Below are 17,645 nucleotides of genomic sequence, written 5' to 3'. Positions count from 1 at the left end.
CAGGTCCTCAACGGCCTGAGCGTATCGGAGCGGCGCGGCCCGGCCCGGCTCAGCCAGGGAGCCGGGGCATGAACACCGTGTGGTCGCCACCGCCGGTCTCCGGCGGCGGGTCACCGGGCTTGCCCTGGGCGGGCGGCACGGGCGGCGGCGCCCCGTACTGCCCCGGCACCGGGGGCGCCGGCGGGGCCGACACGGGCGGGGAGGCGGGCGCGCCGGGCACCACCTGCGGGGCCTCCGGGGCCGGTCCCGGGCGGCTGCCGTACACGCCGCCGGCGGGGCGCGGAGCGGGCGCGCCGCCGGCCGGCCGCGGAGCGGGCGCGCCGCCGGCCGGCCGCGGAGCGGGCGCGCCGCCGTACAGGCCGGGGGCGGGCGGCTGCTGCCCGTACACCTGGCCGGGTGGGCCGGGGGCGGCGGCCGGGCCCTGCCCGGAGCGGTAGGTGGTGCCACCGGGGTTGCGGGGCAGCGGGACGTGGCCCGGGTCGGCCGGCTCCTTGTCCGCCCGCGAGCGGCGGAACAGCAGGACGATGAGCAGGATCCCGACGGCGACCATGGCGATGCCGAAGAACATGACCACCGAGCCGCCGGAGGACTCCTCCTCGGCAGCGTTGCTGACGGCGCCCGCGCCCTGGCCGGCGGCCAGGCTCGGGTCCGCCGCGCTGGCCCGCACCTCGGTGGCGACCGCGCTCGGGGTGGGCGACGGCTTCTTCGACGGCTTCGGCGTCGGCGAGGGCGTGGCCCGGTCGCCGACCACCCGGGACGCCACCGCGCCCCGGCCCAGGGCCCGCCCGAGCGCGTCGCTGGCCGCGCCGCTGACGGCCAGCCGGCCGCCCGGCACCTCCGCGGCGAACGCCACCCGGTAGCGCACCGTGATGCTTTTGCCCTTGCAGAGCCTCGGCTTCAGGGGCGAGGTGGCCGACGTGGCCGCGCTGCCACGAGCACCGGAGAGCGGCACCGGGAACCAGCGTCCGCCCACGTTGACCTGCGCGCTGACCTGGTCGGCGCGCAGGCCGGCCAGGCGCAACCCCAGTGCGGTACGCAGCAGCACGCAGCCGTCGCTGCGCTTGCGCACCTCGATCGAGACGCTCCCGGCGGAACCGCCGGCGGTGAAGCTGCCGGCCGAACGCACCCGGACCGAGTCGCCTGCGGCGAGCGCCGGCGTCGCGCCGAGCGCCACCAGGCCGCCCAGCAACGCGCAGACCGTCGCAAGCCGCGCCGCGTGCCGACGTACCGCCATGATCACCTCGCCGTTCCTCCCCCGACGGGGGTCCGCCGGTCAGGCTACTACCGGGCCCGGTCGGGGCCCGATCATTGAGCGCTCCGGATGTGCGCCGTATTACCCCGCGACCCGGTCCGCGCACCCTGGCCGGCGGCGGGACGGTCACGCGTCCGTCGGTCCGGGCCTGCCGAACCCGGCGGCGGCCCGAGGCGGCTCGCGGGCGGTCGCTCCGGCGGCGGCCTCAGGTGGCGCGGGTGATCGCTTCAGACGGCGCGGGCGGTCGGGCCTCAGGTGGTACGGACGGTCGTCTCGGCGGCGGCCAGGGCGTCGCGGCAGAGCCGGTCGGCGGTACGGGTGGTCTCCGGCAGCCGGTAGCGCGGCGTCAACGCCAGCACCCGCGCGGTCGCGTCGTCGAGGCTCATCCGGTGGCCGACGCTGACGAAGACCGGCTTCACGCCGTCCCGCGTACGCAGCACCCGACCCACGGTCTCGCCCCCGTCGCGCAACGGCGTCCACGCGCCACGGCGCCCGGCCGGCGGCGTCCACTCCCCCAGCAGGGGCGTCTTGCCCACCCCGATGGCGGGCAGGCCGGTCACCACGCCCAGGTGGCAGGCGAGCCCGAACCGGCGCGGGTGGGCCAACCCGTGCCCGTCACAGACCAGCAGCTCGGGAAGCACGGTCAGCCGGTCGAGCGCGTCCAGCAGCGCGGGCAACTCGCGGAAGGCGAAGAGCCCCGGGACGTACCCGAACGCGGGCCGGCCCACGCTCACCGCCGAGTCGACCACCGCGAGGGTCCGGGCGTCCAGCACGGTCACGGCCGCCGCCAGCCGGTCACCACTCTCGGCGTACGCCACGTCCAGCCCGGCCACCGTCGCGGGCTCGGCCGGACCGGGCCCGGCCAGGTCCACCAGTGGCCGCAACCGCTCCTGTACGGCAAGCGCCTCCGCCACACTGCCCGGCCTGTCGATCCGGGGATCCGACGCCCCGGTCGTCTCCACCCGCGCGGCTCCGGGTTCGCCCGACGTCACGACGGCCCGTCGGTACGCGACCTGTCGGCGCCCTGCCCGTCGGTACCCGGCGTCCCGGAACCCTCCGGGCTGACTCGCTGCCGCTCGGCGCCCTGCCTGTGAGCGTTCCGCCCGTCGCCGTCCTCGCTGCCGGGACCGCTGACGGCCTCCTTTCTGTCGTCGTCCTCGCTGTCGGCGCTGTCCTCGTCTTCGCTGTCGTCGTCTTCGCTGTCGTCGTCCTGGGTGCTGCCGGCTCCCAGGGCGACGGCGAAGGCCACCCCCATCGCGATGCCGACGCCCACACCGGCGGCCCCGTCCAGTGCGGCCAGGCCGATGACCAGACCGAGCAGGAGGCCGACCGGCCAGGCCCAGGTGTTGGAACGCCACCCGCCAGAGCCGGACGACTTCTGCCCATTGTCTGTTTCAGCCATTTCGCCATGGTATTCCGGCCCGGCAAGCCGCCCCGATTCCACGACCCTCCAGGACGGCAGGCGCCTACTGCTCCTCCGGGAAAAGTTGCCGTCGGAGCGGAGGGCCGTCGTCGGGGTGCAGGGACTTGTTCGACCAGCCGAATCGCCGGGTGTGGGTGTCGCTGAGGGGAACGCCTCGATGGGGCCTGGATTGGCTGACTTCTCCGCAGCCATGCCACCGCGCCCAACCGGAGCCGCCATAGGTTCGCCCGGCGCGGCTGCAAACTCAGGAAGGGTTGCTTCCCTCAGTCCCCAGGGAAGGATCAGCCGCGGGGTCACCCGCTTGCTGAAGTTGCTCCTCGAACATGGCGAACGTCTTTCGCCTGACCCCCCGAACCAACGCCAGTTCCGTCGTCGTCAGACGTCGCCCTTCGGCCTGGGCACTCTCTACGATCGCCCTGACTGTCTCGTACAACGCGAAGACCGGCCCCTCGCCCCGCAGATAGCGACCACGATCATGCTCTGTCCACTGGATGAAGGAGTCCACGGTCAGCGAGCTGATCTCCCCGCCGACGGCACCCAGAATCTCCCCAATCAGATCGTCGGCACGTCTCCACCCGCCAGTCTTCCTGGACAGCCTCCAAGCGGCGATCCCCCCGTCGGGAGTCCGAACCATTTTCACTGGAGATTTGAAGTAGCTAAAATACGCCGGCAACACCAAGCCTGGCAATTCAGACATCACTCAGTCCATCATCCAAAGTAGTCTGTAGGGCATTCCAGAAATGGATTTGCTCCTGCAAGAGGACGCCATTGAAGATCGCTTGCTCCATGTGAGACATGTTACGGCCCTGCTCTTTTGCAACGGCCTTCAGGTCGCGTCGCACCTCATACAGAGCATGTTCCCACTCAGCTACCTCATCGAGAGCCCGCAGGTGGAGACGAAATTCGGCAACATGCCCATTTGAGGCGCGGATCATCAACTGCACATCCCGGTAGCCGCTCATCTGAGGACTGATGAAGCGGTCGTCGAACTCAACGACGTCCAGTGCATTGTCGACTCGAATCGAAGCGAGCGCATCGTACAGCTCTGAGATTCGACCGAAGGTGACCTTCGCAGCAGCAAGGTCAGTCAACAGAGATGCGTCTCCCTCATACTTATCAACCTTATCCTCCACCCGCCGCCTATCCTTTGGGCCCGGCCGCCCGGCCGAAGTCGCCGGGGAATGGGCCTGAGAAGCGAGCCGCTCAGCCAATGCAAGGACTTCAACTTGAGCCCGAGCCGCCTCCACATACAATTGATCAATGTATTGTTTTCGGTAGGCCATATCCTCGCTCCGACCGAAATCAAAGCCAGGCTGTGTAGCCCTCTCACCACTCCTCATGAAGTGGGCCGAGGTAAGCCTCTGTTCGCCGCTCAGAGGCGTAGGATCCGGAATAGGCACCTCAATGGTTGCGACCGCCTCTGCCCCGCGCTCAGCGATTTCCTGAAGCACAGAGGCGAGGACATCGATCGCCTGTTGCTGGCTAGCGAGGTGATGCAGCGTCACGGGACGTGCTGTTAGGGAGTTCGCCAGCTCCGGCGTTGCGAGCATCATCCGCGCCAGGTCGGGCCTCTGGGCAAGTTGACGAACCAGGGTTTCGGCGAGCATTGGCTCACCGCGGGGTGGTTCCTTCCAGCTCTCGTCCAGCATCCGCTGCACGCGTGGATCCGCGAACAGCCGTGCCACGTCTTCGGCGCCCGCGTCGTCAAGTTGCGGTACGAGTCGCCGGAGTGTCGGGGGGTCTACGCCGGCTGCCACCTCGGCCGGGGTCACGCCGGCGGCGAAGACCCGTTCCAGGTCGGGCTCTGCGGCCAGGATCGCGCCGACGGCAACCGGGTTCCCCGCCCGTTCCGCCTGCGCGCGCTCCCGCGCCGCCCGCAGGTCCTCGGGCGATGTGTCGCTGCGTTCGGGAGCCGGTCCCGCCTCGTCGGACCGTCGTGGGTGCCCTGGTGGCATCGACCCGTCGGACGGAGCCGAGCCCGGCCCGTCCAGCAGGTGCATGCGGTTGAGGAACGGTTCGCCGTAGCCCTGGTCGGTGTCGACGGGTGGGTACTGCGGCAGGTCCGGTCGCTGGCTGAACCGCCCCCGCCGTAGCCCGCCCAGCGGCATCGGTCTGCCGTCCGAGCCGATCACCAGGACCTCGGTGTCGACGGCGTTGTGCGGATGCGCGACGCCGTGGTGCCGGTACAGGGGTGTCGTCGACACGGCGCCGGTCTGCGGATCGAGGTAGAGGATGGTGCCGTTCTGGTTGAGGGCGACCCAGATGTGGGAACCGCCCTGTTCCCAGTTGTTGATGACGAAGGCGAAGCTGCCGTGGCCGCCGAGGCGGAGCTGGTCGTGCAGGTTGCGGTATCCCGTGTCGATGGCCCGCTGCCGCTCAACGCCCTGGATGTCCTCGGTCGGCTGGCAGAGGCGCTGGAAGCGGCCTCCGGTGATGTCCTCCACCCGCCCGATGCCGTCGCGTTCGCCGTTGATGGGGCACGTGATGTCGCCGGCCAGGTAGGCGTCGAAGGTGCGGGGGGCGGCCACCCGGGGGCGACCGTGCATCCAGGTGTCGAACATCGACAGGGTGCAGTCGATGCAGTTGATGCCGCGCGTCGGGTCGGCCTGCGGTCCGCCGTCGTTGACCAACCCGAACCAGCCACCCACTCGCGGGTCGGCGTTGCGCCGCACGCTCCCGTCGGGTTCTCGGGGCACCTGCCGTTCGATGTCGCTCTGGTGCAGGGCCAGCGGCGGACGCAGACCGCCGGGCCGGCCGTAGTTCCGGGACCGGTCGATCGGCGGCGGATGGTCGTCACCCGTCAGCGCCGAACGGTCGACGGTCTCCACGGCACCGTATGCCAGGTCACCGACGTCGTCGTTGATTCGGCGGAAGTCCGCAGGATCGACGACGCCGACGACGGACGGCACGACGCCGCCGGCCAGTACGGCTTCCGCGTAGTCCAGGTACTCCCCGTACGCCCGCATCTCGTCGTTCGCTGCCCGCTCCCACCCGTCAGCCTGGCGCGCCTGGCCCGTCTGGTGCAGATGGAAGGCGTGGGCGGCGAAGTCCCGCGCCCTCTGGTGGTGCTCGTCCGCGCGGGCCCTGAGTCGCACAGCTTCGTCATAACGGCGCTTGTCCTCGAACCACGCCCGCTGCGACTCGTAGTAGCCGCGGTAGCGACGTCTCTCGAACGCGTCCCGGTCGAGGGCCCACTTGGCCGCGTACCACTCGGGGCTCCTGACCCGGGGGCCGGCCGAATCATGCTGACCGGCCGCTGCCGGCGTGTCGCTGCGGACGTGCGGATTCGGCTCGGCTGCCGGCGCATCGGGCGGAGGCAGCATCGTCGGTGGTGCCGGCTGCGGCTGTGCCGGCACCGTTCCGGTGGCTCCTCGTGCGACGGCGGGCTCGGGACTGGCGACCGACGGAACCTGGCCCGCACCGGGGACGGAGGCAACCGTTCTCGGCTCAGGGAACGAGGCGGGGGGCGGCCCGACCGTCGCGGTGCCCAGGCCGGTGCTGGGCCCGCTCACCGGCGCCGCTGTCGGCCCATTCGACGGGCCAGCACTCGCGACGTTGACGGAGCCGGCGCTGCTCGCGGCGTTTCCGGAAATGGTCGTCTGGCCCTCCACGCCGACCGGGACGCCCCCGGCGGCGCCGTGGACGGGCGCTGCTGTCGCGACAGAGGAGAGAGTCGGGCTGGGTGCGGACTCTGGCAGCGCGGGCAACGTGGCCGCGACGGTCGCGCCGACCCGTTCGGTTCCGGCAGCGGTCACAGGCGCGGTCGTGTCACCCGCTTGGGCGGCGGCGGTGGTCGTCGCGGGACCGGTCGGCTCCGTCCGGGCCTCCGTCGACGGCCGGGCCGACGGTGCCGTCTCCGCAGCGGTCACACCTCGCTGGCCCTCATCTGGCGCGCTGACCGATGCCCCCGCTCCCTGGGCCGGAGGACCCGCTCCCGCGTCGGGCACGGTGACGGACGGCGCCACCCCCGCGCTGGGCAGGGCGACAGGTGGCCCATCCGCTGCCGGCACTTCGGGAGGCGTCGAGGGCCCACCGGTTCCCGTCGACGTCAGCGACATCCCGGCCAGGGCGCTCATCTGGCCGCTGAGCCGTGCCTGCAGCGCCGCGTCGGCCTGCGCGGTGGCGGAACCACGGACACCGGACGCGGCCGCGCGGGCCGCGTCCTCCACGGAGGTCAGCCCCTGGCCCGTGGCGAGGCTCGCGGCCTGATCGGCCATCACCTCGCCGGCCATCTCGCGGCCGAAGTGCTCCCCGACCCGGGCACCCCGGCCGGTGGCGTGCCGCCCCAGACCCGCCAGCGGCGCCACCGCCCCGCCGGCCATACCGCCGAGCGCCGTGGTGCCCAACTCCGTCACGTCCAGCCCGTGCCGGCGGCCCGTCGAGTTCTGGTACGCCTGCGTGGCGAGGTTGATGCCGCCCTCCTCGGCCGCCTCCGACACGCCGCTCAGCGCAGCTCGGCGGCTGAACCCCCGCATGCCGCCCTTGGTGACCTCCTTCGCCGCCCGCTCGCCGGCCTCCTTGAGCCCCTGCTTGAGCGACTTACGCGCCAACTGCGCCATCAACCGCTTGAAGATCTGCTGCACGATCAGCCTGGTGGCCGCGATCGCCGCCCCGGCGGCGGGCGAGGCCGCGCCGGCGGTGAGCACCGTCGCCACGGCCAACGACAGCAACTCGACGACCAGGATGCCCAGCTCGATCCACACCTCGAGCTTCGCGCCCTCGATGTCGCAGCCGCACTCCTCCACCAGCCGACCCAGCTCCGTGCTGACAGCCAGCAGCACCGGCAGCGGTGCCTCGTCGCCCTCCGCCACCCGACGCCAGGCGGCGTCGAAGGCCGCCGCGACCGCCCCGACGCCGCCGTACCCGCTGCGCACCTCACCAGCGGCGGCAACGGCGTCGGCACGCGGCCCGACCAGCGCCGCGGCCACCCCGTACCACTGGTCCGCCAACTCCCAGACTGCCCGCTCGTTGCCCTCCGGCCACTCGACACCGATCACCCAGTCGAGGGCCTCGTAGACCCAGCCGGGCAACTGCCAGGGCGAGTAGTCCAGCGGGTGCGGGATGGGGCTCGGCAACACACTCATCCGGGTCTCCTCAGCGGATCAGCGCTGCTGGTGCCGGTCGCCGACGCGGCCGAGCCGCCCTGCACTCGCCGCATCCGTCCGCAGGTTGGCGTCCACCGACCGGACCACATCGGCGCCGAGGCCCTCCAGGTGCCGGCCCACGCCGTCCCACGCGCGCAGGACCAGCTCCTCGAAGCCGCGGTACTTCTGCTCGAACGCGGCCCCGATGTCGTCCTTGCCCCACGGCGACCGGTCGCTCGCCGCCGCGATGGCGCCGCCCATCTGGCGGCGGCGTGCCGTGATGGCCTCGCCGGAGAGCGAGAGGTCGACGCCCCCGCGTCGGGCGCGCTGCGGGTCGAGCCAGAGCTGACCGTCCATCACTCGCCCCGGCGCAGCACGGCGTCGGCCCGGCCCAGCAACGAACCGAAGTCACCCGTACGCAGGAAGTCCGTCGCCCCGGAGCCGGCGGGCAGGTAGCCGGCCACGAGTTCCTGGGTGGCGGCGACCGCCGCAGCGCCGGCCAGGTGGACGGTCGCGGTGATCTTCCGGCTCAACGCCTTCGCGTCCCGGTCGTGGAAGACGGAGGGGTGCAGCTCGACCGAGATCAGCTCGCCACGGGCACCGGCGGTGGCAGTCACCTGACCGTCCTCGGAGCGCTCGGTCACCCGTAGTTCGGCGAGCCGGCCCTGCAGCTCGTCCAGACCGGACCTCAGTCGCTGGTAGTCCCCGTACACCTCGTCGAACCGCGCCCGCAGCGCGCGATTGGCGTCCCGGTCCACACTCTCGGCCAACGCCACCCTCCCCCGGTTACCGTCGGTAGGGCGAACCATACCGGGCGCCACGAATCCGTGGGGTCCGGTACTTTCAAGCCGTGATCGATCGCCAGCAGGCCGAGCAACTCGCCGCCGTGTGGGCCCGCCGCGAGTCACAACGCCTGGGACACGACTGCCACCCCAACATCGACGAGTTCGACCTCGGCTACGTCATCACCTCCACCGTGCCCGTCGAGGCGAGCACGATGCCCGGCGAGGCGAACACGATGCCCGGCGACCTGCCCACCACCGTCGTCGACAAGCTCACCGGCGAGGTGACCACCTGGCCGCGCGTGCCGACCGACGCGGTCGCGCAGATGTACCGCCGCAGCCGCCCGCAGGGCCCCGGCGTGCCCCGCACCGTCGATCCCGCCAGCCAACTGCTCCGCGAGATCCACCGCCTGCCGACCCCCAACACGGCGGCGCACCTGACGGTCGGGGGACGACTCTTCCGCGCGCAGGGCGCCAAGGGCGACGTCACCCTCAACCACCACCCGCTCCTGCGCTCCTACCTGGACGAGCAACCCGCCGGCCACCTCGTACGCGGCGGCGACCGGCACGCCGAGCTGATCGTCGTCTCCGACGTTCTGCACCACTACGACCACCACCGCGCCGCCGAGGGCATCGCGCCGCTCGGCATGGCCGACGCGCAGGACATCCTGGAGACCGCCCGGTTCGAGGTCCATCGGGTGCGCGAGCCGGGCGATCCGAACGGCGGCCTCGCCGACCGCCCGTGCGACTCCTGTGTGGACACCCTTGTGGACTTCCATGTGCTGCCCTGGTCCGATCGGGCCTTCACGATGCCGTGGCAGCCGGACCCGCAGCCCGACCCGGTCCCGGGCCGGTTTGATCCGGACGTCGCGCAGGCACTCGTCGCGGCTGGCTGGCGGCCGCACTTCGGGGACGAGATCGTCGCCCTGTCCGCCATCAGGGACGTCGGTGCCGTCCGGGGTGAGACGTCCGCGCATCCCGACTTCCCCGCGGTCTTGTCGACACTCACCGCCTTCCCGAGCCTGGTGGGCGCGCGACGCGGCCCCGGCGAGCAGGTCTGGATCTCCCGCTTCGACATCCGTCCACGACAGGTCGCGCACACCGCCGACACGCTGGCCGACTTCGCGGCCGTGCTCGGCGTACGGCTCTTCCCCATCGGCACCGAGCGGCAGGAGAGCATCCTCGCCGTCGACGAGCGGGGGCGGGTCTTCGCGCTGGACCAGGCCGGCGAGTGGTTCCTCGGCGACGACATCGACGCCGCGCTGACCACCCTGCTGCTCGGCCGGGCGCCGGCCCGCGTACGCGACGACGGCACCTGGTGAGCGGCCGCCGCTACAGCGACAGGCCGGTCAGCACCATGACCCGGGGCTCCGTGTAGTCCTCCATGGCGCTGCGCACGCCCTCCCGCCCGACGCCGCTGCCCTTCACCCCGCCGTACGGCATCTGGTCGGCCCGGTACGACGGCACGTCGCCGACGATCACCCCGCCCACCTCCAGGGCGCGGTGCGCCGCGAAGGCCGTGTCGAGGCGGTGAGTGAAGACCCCCGCCTGCAACCCGTACGCCGAGTCGTTGACGGCGGCGAACGCGGCCTGGTCGTGCGCGACGCGGGCGACCACCAGCACGGGCCCGAAGACCTCCTCGGCGCAGACCCTGGCGTCCGCCGGCACGCCGGAGAGCACGGTCGGCGGGTAGGTCGCGCCGTCGCGCCGGCCGCCCAGCTCGATGGTGGCGCCGGCGGTGACGGCCTCGTCCACCCACGCCTCGACCCGGCGGGCGGCGTCGGCGGAGATCAGCGGCCCGACGTCGGTGAGGGGGTCGGACGGGTCGCCGACCCGCAGCTCCTGCACCGCCGCGACGAGGCGGGGCAGGAACGCGTCGTAGAGCCATTCGTGCACGTAGACCCGCTGCACGGCGATGCACGACTGGCCGGCCTGGTAGTTGGAGAACGTCGCGATGCGGTGCGCGGCGAAGGTCAGGTCCTCGGCGGTGTTCCAGTCCTCGCAGATCACGGCGGCGGCGTTGCCGCCCAGCTCCAGGGTGACGTGCTTCTCGGGCACCGAGCGGCGGATCGCCGCGCCGACCGGCCCGGAGCCAGTGAACGAGACCACCGGCAGCCGGGGGTCGGTGACCAGCTCGGCGGCGCGCTCGTTCGGTAGCGGCAGGACCGAGAACGTCCCCTCCGGCAGGTCGGTCTCGGCGAGCAGCTCGCCCAGCAGCAGCGCCGACAGCGGGGTGGCGGGGGCGGGCTTGACGATGATCGGGGCGCCGACCGCGATGGCCGGGGCGACCTTGTGCGCGACGAGGTTCAGCGGGAAGTTGAACGGCGCGATGCCGAGCACCGGCCCCTTGGGCGCCCGCCGGACCAGGGCGATCCGCCCGGTGGCGGCGGGGTCGGTGTCGAGGCGTTGCAGCTCGCCGGAGAAGCGCCGGGCCTCCTCGGCGGCCCAGCGGAAGGTCGAGACGGCGCGGCCGACCTCGGCGCGGGCCCACTTCAACGGCTTGCCGTTCTCGGCGGTGATCAGCCGCGCGAACTCCTCGGCCCGCTCGGCGAGCCGCCGGGACACGTGGTCCAGGGCCGCCGCGCGGGCGTGGGCGGGCAGGGCCGCGACCTCCGCGGCCACCCCGGCGGCTGCCGCGACGGCCGCTTCGACCTGGCCGGCGGTGGCGAGGGTGGTACGACCGACGACGCGCCCGTCGTACGGGTGGTGGACGGTCAGCTCGCCCTCGCCGTGTGCGGGGCGGGAGGCGACATGAAAGGCGACCGGGTCCACACGCAGCAGCGTAGACCTCCACGTGGCAGTGAGCCCGGCTGATCCATTACCGCAGTCCGCACCCCTAATACAAGTCCCCCTCACGTCTCCACATTTTGCCGTGGAGGCCCTACGCTCTTGCTCACTTTGATCAATTGCGATCGATGGCGCACCCGCCGTCGTGTAGCGAGAGGAACACCCGAGGGATGACACTCCCCTATCCAGCCGCGCGCCGTTGGCGCGCCGGTGTGCTGACCGCCGCCGTCGCCACCGCCGTGGCGTTCGGCGCCCCGGCGATGGCCGCCCCCGCCGAGGGACAGATCCTCATGGCGGGCGGCGCCACCGCCGTCGACGACTCGTACATCGTGGTGTTCAAGGACACCTCGGTGGGCCGGACCGACGTCACGAAGAAGGCGCGTGACCTCGCCGGCCGGCACCGGGGCGCGGTCAACCGGACGTACCAGAACGCGCTGCGCGGGTTCGAGGCGCGGATGTCCGAGGCGGAGGCCAAGCGGCTCGCCGCCGACCCCTCGGTGCGCTACGTCCAGCAGAACCACACCATGCGGATCAGCGGTACGCAGAGCCCCACCCCGTCCTGGGGCCTGGACCGGCTCGACCAGCGCGCACTGCCGCTGAACAACTCGTACACCTACCCGAACACCGGCTCGGGCGTGAAGGCGTACATCATCGACACCGGCATCCGGTTCGGCCACAGCGACTTCGGCGGTCGTGCCGTCACCGGCTTCGACTCCATCGACGGCGGCAGCGCGGACGACTGCAACGGGCACGGCACGCACGTGGCCGGCACGGTCGGCGGCACCGCCTACGGCGTGGCCAAGGGCGTCACGCTGGTCGGCGTCCGGGTGCTCGACTGCGAGGGCAGCGGCACCGACGCCGGCGTCATCCAGGGCGTCGACTGGGTGACCGGCGACCACGCCGCCGGCCAGCTCGCGGTGGCGAACATGAGCCTCGGCGGCGGCTTCAGCCAGGCCCTCAACGACGCGGTGGCCCGCTCCATCGCCGACGGCGTCACCTACGGCCTGGCGGCCGGCAACGACTACGGCGCGAACGCCTGCAACAGCTCGCCGGCCAGCCTCCTCGCCGGCATCACCGTCGGCTCGACCACCAACACCGACGCCCGCTCGTCGTTCTCCAACATCGGCACCTGCCTGGACATCTTCGCGCCCGGCAGCTCGATCACCTCGGCCTGGCACACCAGCAACACGGCCACGAACAGCATCAGCGGCACCTCGATGGCGACCCCGCACGTGGTCGGCGCCGCCGCGCTCGTGCTCGCCGCCAACCCGACGTTCACCCCGCAGCAGGTACGCGACAAGCTCGTCGCCGACGCCACCAGCAACGCGGTGACCAGCCCCGGCACCGGCTCGCCCAACAAGCTGCTGTACGTCGGCGACGGCGGCACCACGCCCCCGCCGCCCCCGCCGCCCACCGGCTGCACCCAGACCAACGGCACCGACGTGACGATCAGCGACAACGCCACGGTGGAGAGCACCATCACCATCGCGGGTTGCACCGGCACCGCCGGCTCCGCCAGCACCGTCGCCGTGCAGATCGTGCACACCTACATCGGTGACCTCGCCGTCAGCCTCGTTGCTCCCGACGGCAGCGCCTACACCCTGCACAACCGCACCGGCGGCTCCGCCGACAACATCAACCAGACCTACACGGTCAACCTCTCCTCCGAGGTCGCCAACGGCACCTGGAAGCTGCGGGTCCAGGACGCGGGCGCCGGCGACACCGGCTACGTGAACAGCTGGACGCTCAACCTGGGCGGCTCCGGCACGACGAACTGCACCGGCACCAACGCCAACAACGTCACCGTCAACGACAACGCGACGGTCACCAGCAGCATCGCGATCGCCGGCTGCACCGGTACCGCCTCGTCGACCAGCAAGGTCGCCGTGCAGATCGTGCACACCTACGTCGGTGACCTCGTCGTCAGCCTGGTCGCCCCCGACGGCAGCACCTACACCCTGCACAACCGCACCGGCGGCTCCGCCGACAACATCAACCAGACCTATACGGTCAACCTCTCCACGGAGACCCGTAACGGCACCTGGAACCTGCGCGTCCAGGACGCCGCCTCCGGCGACACCGGCTACATCGACGGCTGGACCCTGACCCTCTAGGGACCGTCAGCTCCAGGCACGGCCGCACCGAAGGGCCCCTCGCCACCGCTCACGCGCGGCGAGGGGCTCTTCTCGTTCGTAGGGTGGCGGGGAGCACCAGTAGTAGCGCGAGCAGGAACATGGCGGTGCCGATGACGTTGACCTGCGGCGGGATGCCCCGCTGGGCGGCGCCCCAGACGTACATGGGGAACGTGACGGTGGTGCCGGCGTTGAAGTTCGTGACGATGAAGTCGTCGAAGGAGAGCGAGAACGCGAGCAGCGCGGCGGCCACGATGCCGGGCAGCGCCAGCGGCAGGGTGATCCGCCGGAAGGTCTGCCACTCGCTCGCGTAGAGGTCCATCGCGGCCTCCTCCAGCCGGGGGTCCATCCCGACCAGCCGCGCCCTGACGGTGACCACCACGAACGACAGGCAGAACATGACGTGCGCGACGACGACGGTCCAGAAGCCCTGCGGCACCCCGGCGGAGACGAAGAGGGCCAGCAGCGAGGTGCCCATCACCAGTTCGGGGGTGGCCATCGGCAGGAAGATCAGCACGTCGATCCCGGAACGGCCACGGAACCGGTGCCGCGCCAGCGCGAACGCCATCAGAGTGCCGAGCACCGTGGCGACCACGGTCGCGATGAAGCCGATCTGGACGCTGCGCACCACCGCGTCGCACATGTCGGAGGTGGCGCACGGGTTGCGCCAGTTGTCGAGGGTGAACTGGTCGAAGTCGTACGACAGGCGGCTGGAGGGGCGGTTGAAGGAGAGGGCGGCGACCACGGCGATCGGCAGGAGGAGGTAACCGAGCACCAGCAGCGCCACGCCCGCCACCCAACGATCGGCCAGCCAGCGGAAGATCCGCGCACTCACGGTGCCAACCCCTCGCTCACGACTGCGGGGCTCCGCTGCGCTGCACTCCTCGCGCTCACAGGACCTTCTCCGGGCCGGTCCGGCGCAGGTAGCCGAAGACCACCGCGAGGATTGCCGCCATCAGCAGGAACGACAGCGCCGCGCCCTGCGGGTAGTCCAGCCGGACCAGGAACGCCGAGTCGATGACGTTGCCGATCATGTACTCGTTGGGGGTGCCGAGCAGTTCGGCGTTGATGTAGTCGCCGCTGGCCGGGATGAAGAACAGCAGCGTGCCGGCGACCAGGCCGGGCATGGACAGCGGCAGGGTGACCCGGCGGAAGGTCCGCAGCGGGCCGGCGTAGAGGTCGCCGGCCGCCTCCAGCAGCCGGGGGTCCAGCCGCTCCAGGCTCGCGTACAGCGGCAGCACCAGGAAGGGCAGGAAGTTGTACGTCAGGCCGAGCACGACCGCGACGGGGGTGGCCAGCAGCCGGCCGTCGGGGGCGAGCAGGTGCACGTCGCGCAGCAGCCCGACGAGCCAGCCGTTGTCCGACAGTATGGTCTTCCACGCCAGCGTGCGCACCAGGAAGCTGGTGAACATCGGCGCGACCACGCAGACCAGCAGCAGGTTCTTCCACCGGCCGGCCTTGCGCGCGATGGCGTACGCGAGCGGGTAGCCGGCCAGCAGCGCCAGCACCAGCGCGGCGCCCGCGTAGCCGAAGGACCGCCCGAACTGCGGCCAGTACGCGGCGAGCGCGTCCGGGTAGTTGCCGAAGGCCCACGTCATGGCGTACCCGGTGGCGAGCGAGCCGGCGGGGTCGTAGAGGCTGGCGGCGGCGAGTTGGAGCAGTGGCACCGCGAAGAAGACGAGCAGCCACGCCGCCGCGGGCAGCAGCAGCAGGTACGGCAGGAGCCGGTGCCGCCCGGGCGGGCGGGGCGGTCCGGGTGCCGACGGCTGGGCGGCATCGTTGGGCAGGCGCGCGGGGGCGCTCACGAGGGTGCGCCGACCGGCTCGTCCCGCGCCGGAGCGGTCCGGTCCTGCCCGCCGGCTTCCCGGGGCAGCAGGAAGGCGTGCCGTGGCTCCCAGTACGCCGCCGCCTCCGTGCCCACGGGCAGCGGACGGGCCGTGCCGCTGTTGGCCACGAACGCGGTCAGCTCGCCACCCCAGCCGGTGCGCAGCAGGTACTGGGTGCTCACCCCCACGTAGGAGGCGTCGGTGACGATCCCGGTGACGTGCTGGCATCCGGCGGGGACCTGGTCGACGGAGTCGACCAGGTGCAGCTTCTCCGGGCGTACGCCCAGGTGGACCGGCCCCCGGTCGACCCGGGCCCGGCCGGCGGGCACCGAGAAGCGGCGGCCGTGCGCCGACACCGCCACCTCCTCTCCGGTCGCGCCGGCCGCCTCGCCGGCGAGCAGGTTGGACTGGCCGAGGAAGTTCGCCACGAACGCCGTGGCCGGGTATTCGTAGAGGTCGGCGGGGGCGCCGAGCTGCTCGATCCGCCCGGCGTTCAGCACCGCGACGGTGTCGGCCATCGTCATGGCCTCCTCCTGGTCGTGGGTGACGTGCACGAACGTGATGCCGACCTCGGTCTGGATCCGCTTGAGTTCGAGCTGCATCCGCCGGCGCAGCTTCAGGTCCAGCGCGCCGAGCGGCTCGTCCAGCAGCATCACCTGCGGGCGGTTGACGAGGGCGCGGGCCAGCGCGACGCGCTGCTGCTGCCCGCCGGACAGCTCGGCGGGGCGGCGGCGGCCGTGGTCGTCGAGCTGCACCAGCGCGAGCATGCCCATGACCTCGTCGTCGACGGAGCGGATGCCCCGCCGGCGCAGGCCGAACGCCACGTTCTCGAAGACGTCCAGGTGCGGGAAGAGCGCGTAGCTCTGGAAGACGGTGTTCACCGGCCGCTTGTGCGGGCGCAGCCGGGTGACGTCCCGTTCGCCCAGCAGCACCTGCCCCCCGGTCGGCTCCTCCAGGCCGGCGATCATCCGCAGCGTGGTGGTCTTGCCGCAGCCGGACGGGCCGAGCAGGGCGAAGTACGAGCCCTGCGGGACGGTCAGGTTGAGGTCGTCCACCGCGGTGACGCCGCCGAACCGCTTGGTGAGGTTCGCCAGCCGCAGGTCGCCGGCCGGGCTCCCGCGTTCCGCAGTCGTCCCGCCCATCCCGCTCACGCCCCGATGACCCGCTGGAACTTGCTCTCGTACTCGCGCTCCTGCTTCTCGTCCAGCGCCATGAAGACCGCCGTTCTGGCGAGCATGGCGTCGTCGGGGAAGATCAACGGGTGGGCGGCCAGCGCCGGGTCGATCTTCTCCATCTCGGCCTGCGCACCCTTGACGGGGCAGATGTAGTTGACGTACGCCGCGAGCCGGGCGGCGACCGCCGGTTGGTAGTAGTAGTCGATGAGTTTCTCGGCGTTGCCCTTGTGGGTGGCCCTGTTCGGCACCAGCATGTTGTCCGACCAGAGCATCGCCCCGGACTCGGGTACGACGAATTTGATCTTGTCGTCTTCGAAGCCGAGCTGGATGGCGTCGCCGGACCAGCCGATGCAGGCGGCGATGTCGCCCTTGGCGAGTGCCGGCGCGTAGTCGTTGCCGGTGAACCGGCGGATCTGGCCCGAGTCGACGGCCTTCTTCAGCTTGGCGAGCGCGTCGTCGAACTGGGCGTCGCTGAAGTACGCCGGATCGTGGCCGTTCGACTGGAGCAGCAGGCCCATGGTGTCGCTCATCTCGGCCAGCGCGGTCACCCTGCCCCTGAGGTCGGGGCGGGTGAGCAGCTCGTCGACCGTACGGATCTCCCTGGCGACCCGGCCGTTGTAGGCGAGACCGGCCAGGCCCGACTGCCACGGGATGGCGAGGTGGTCCGAGGGGTCGAAGGACCGGTTGCGCAGCGAGGACAGCAGGTTGGCCTGGACGTTGGGCAGCTTCGACGGGTCGAGCTTCTGGACCCAGCCGAGCCGGATCATCCGCGCCGTCAGCCAGTCGCTGAGCACCATGATGTCCCGCCCGGTGGGCTGGCATCCCGCGAGCTGGTGCTGCACCTTGCCGAAGAACTCGTTGTTGTCGTTGATGTCCTCGGTGTAGGCGACCCGGATGCCACTCTTCGCGACGAACGCGTCCAGGGTGGGCCGCTTGGCGGCGTCGGCGTCGTCCACGTCCATGTACTGCGGCCAGTTGGAGAACGTCAGCGTCTTCTCGGTGCCGGACAGGTCCTCGCTGACGCAGCCGGCCTCCGTCTGGGTGGCGGCCTCGGTGCCGCAGCCGGCCAGCGAGCCGCCCGCCGCCAGCAGTGCCGCCGAGCCGAGGGCGCCGGTCAGCAGCCCACGCCGGGTGAGGGGCCGGAGGGGAGTTCGCATGTGACGACTCCTCTGGGTCATCGTCGG

The 17,645-nt window shown here is 71.9% G+C and carries 14 protein-coding genes; 2 read left to right on the top strand and 12 right to left on the bottom strand.

Annotated elements, in window-relative coordinates; translation table 11 throughout:
- Positions 1-49: 49 nt before the first annotated feature.
- From OG989_RS12110 to OG989_RS12080, 7 genes are all read right to left on the bottom strand, one after another.
- Entirely contained in the window at positions 50-1,234 is a 1,185-nt protein-coding gene (locus tag OG989_RS12110) for a hypothetical protein (RefSeq protein WP_327030539.1), read from the bottom strand.
- A gap of 269 nt (positions 1,235-1,503) precedes the next feature.
- Positions 1,504-2,214 carry an endonuclease V gene (locus OG989_RS12105; RefSeq protein WP_151456352.1) on the bottom strand — a complete coding sequence of 237 codons (711 nt, stop codon included), beginning with the start codon at positions 2,212-2,214 and terminating at the stop codon, positions 1,504-1,506.
- A 26-nt stretch (positions 2,215-2,240) separates the two neighbouring features.
- On the bottom strand, positions 2,241-2,654 hold the full coding sequence (locus OG989_RS12100; protein ID WP_327030538.1) for a hypothetical protein: 414 nt from the start codon (positions 2,652-2,654) through the stop codon (positions 2,241-2,243).
- Positions 2,655-2,919: 265 nt separating this feature from the next.
- A complete protein-coding gene (locus OG989_RS12095; protein ID WP_151456354.1) occupies positions 2,920-3,372 on the bottom strand; it encodes a hypothetical protein in 453 nt (150 codons plus the stop codon).
- A complete protein-coding gene (locus OG989_RS12090) occupies positions 3,365-7,759 on the bottom strand; it encodes a toxin glutamine deamidase domain-containing protein (RefSeq protein ID WP_327030537.1) in 4,395 nt (1,464 codons plus the stop codon). The genes OG989_RS12095 and OG989_RS12090 overlap by 8 nt, the downstream gene beginning before the upstream one ends.
- A gap of 18 nt (positions 7,760-7,777) precedes the next feature.
- Complete coding sequence (locus OG989_RS12085) at positions 7,778-8,116, bottom strand: hypothetical protein (RefSeq protein WP_225852389.1); 339 nt, start codon at positions 8,114-8,116, stop codon at positions 7,778-7,780.
- Positions 8,116-8,535 carry a YbaB/EbfC family nucleoid-associated protein gene (locus tag OG989_RS12080; protein ID WP_327030536.1) on the bottom strand — a complete coding sequence of 140 codons (420 nt, stop codon included), beginning with the start codon at positions 8,533-8,535 and terminating at the stop codon, positions 8,116-8,118. The genes OG989_RS12085 and OG989_RS12080 overlap by 1 nt, the downstream gene beginning before the upstream one ends.
- 74 nt (positions 8,536-8,609) lie before the next feature.
- On the opposite strand from OG989_RS12080, the gene OG989_RS12075 reads away from it, so the two are divergent.
- Complete coding sequence (locus OG989_RS12075) at positions 8,610-9,863, top strand: SUKH-3 domain-containing protein (RefSeq protein ID WP_151456358.1); 1,254 nt, start codon at positions 8,610-8,612, stop codon at positions 9,861-9,863.
- A 10-nt stretch (positions 9,864-9,873) separates the two neighbouring features.
- Here the strand turns inward: OG989_RS12075 and OG989_RS12070 are convergent, their stop codons facing one another.
- Positions 9,874-11,313 carry an aldehyde dehydrogenase family protein gene (locus OG989_RS12070; protein WP_327030535.1) on the bottom strand — a complete coding sequence of 480 codons (1,440 nt, stop codon included), beginning with the start codon at positions 11,311-11,313 and terminating at the stop codon, positions 9,874-9,876.
- 185 nt (positions 11,314-11,498) lie between these two features.
- Between OG989_RS12070 and OG989_RS12065 the strand changes: the two genes are divergently transcribed.
- Positions 11,499-13,442: a proprotein convertase P-domain-containing protein gene (locus tag OG989_RS12065; RefSeq protein WP_327030534.1), complete on the top strand. Its 1,944-nt coding sequence runs from the start codon at positions 11,499-11,501 to the stop codon at positions 13,440-13,442.
- 49 nt (positions 13,443-13,491) lie between these two features.
- On the opposite strand, the gene OG989_RS12060 is transcribed toward OG989_RS12065, so the two are convergent.
- Genes OG989_RS12060 through OG989_RS12045 form a run of 4 tightly spaced genes read right to left on the bottom strand, consistent with a single transcriptional unit; the run spans position 13,492 to position 17,618 of the window.
- Positions 13,492-14,295: an ABC transporter permease gene (locus tag OG989_RS12060; RefSeq protein WP_327030533.1), complete on the bottom strand. Its 804-nt coding sequence runs from the start codon at positions 14,293-14,295 to the stop codon at positions 13,492-13,494.
- 55 nt (positions 14,296-14,350) lie between these two features.
- Entirely contained in the window at positions 14,351-15,265 is a 915-nt protein-coding gene (locus OG989_RS12055; RefSeq protein WP_327030532.1) for an ABC transporter permease, read from the bottom strand.
- A complete protein-coding gene (locus OG989_RS12050) occupies positions 15,262-16,428 on the bottom strand; it encodes an ABC transporter ATP-binding protein (protein WP_327030531.1) in 1,167 nt (388 codons plus the stop codon). Before OG989_RS12050 ends, OG989_RS12055 begins: the two co-directional genes overlap by 4 nt.
- A gap of 5 nt (positions 16,429-16,433) precedes the next feature.
- Positions 16,434-17,618 carry a polyamine ABC transporter substrate-binding protein gene (locus tag OG989_RS12045; protein WP_151457481.1) on the bottom strand — a complete coding sequence of 395 codons (1,185 nt, stop codon included), beginning with the start codon at positions 17,616-17,618 and terminating at the stop codon, positions 16,434-16,436.
- Between the last annotated feature and the right edge of the window lie 27 nt (positions 17,619-17,645).

The organism is Micromonospora sp. NBC_01740 (genome assembly GCF_035920365.1).
Lineage (GTDB): Bacteria > Actinomycetota > Actinomycetes > Mycobacteriales > Micromonosporaceae > Micromonospora > Micromonospora reichwaldensis.
Note: the sequence above shows the minus strand (reverse complement) of the source record. Positions and strands in the feature narration are given on the sequence as shown.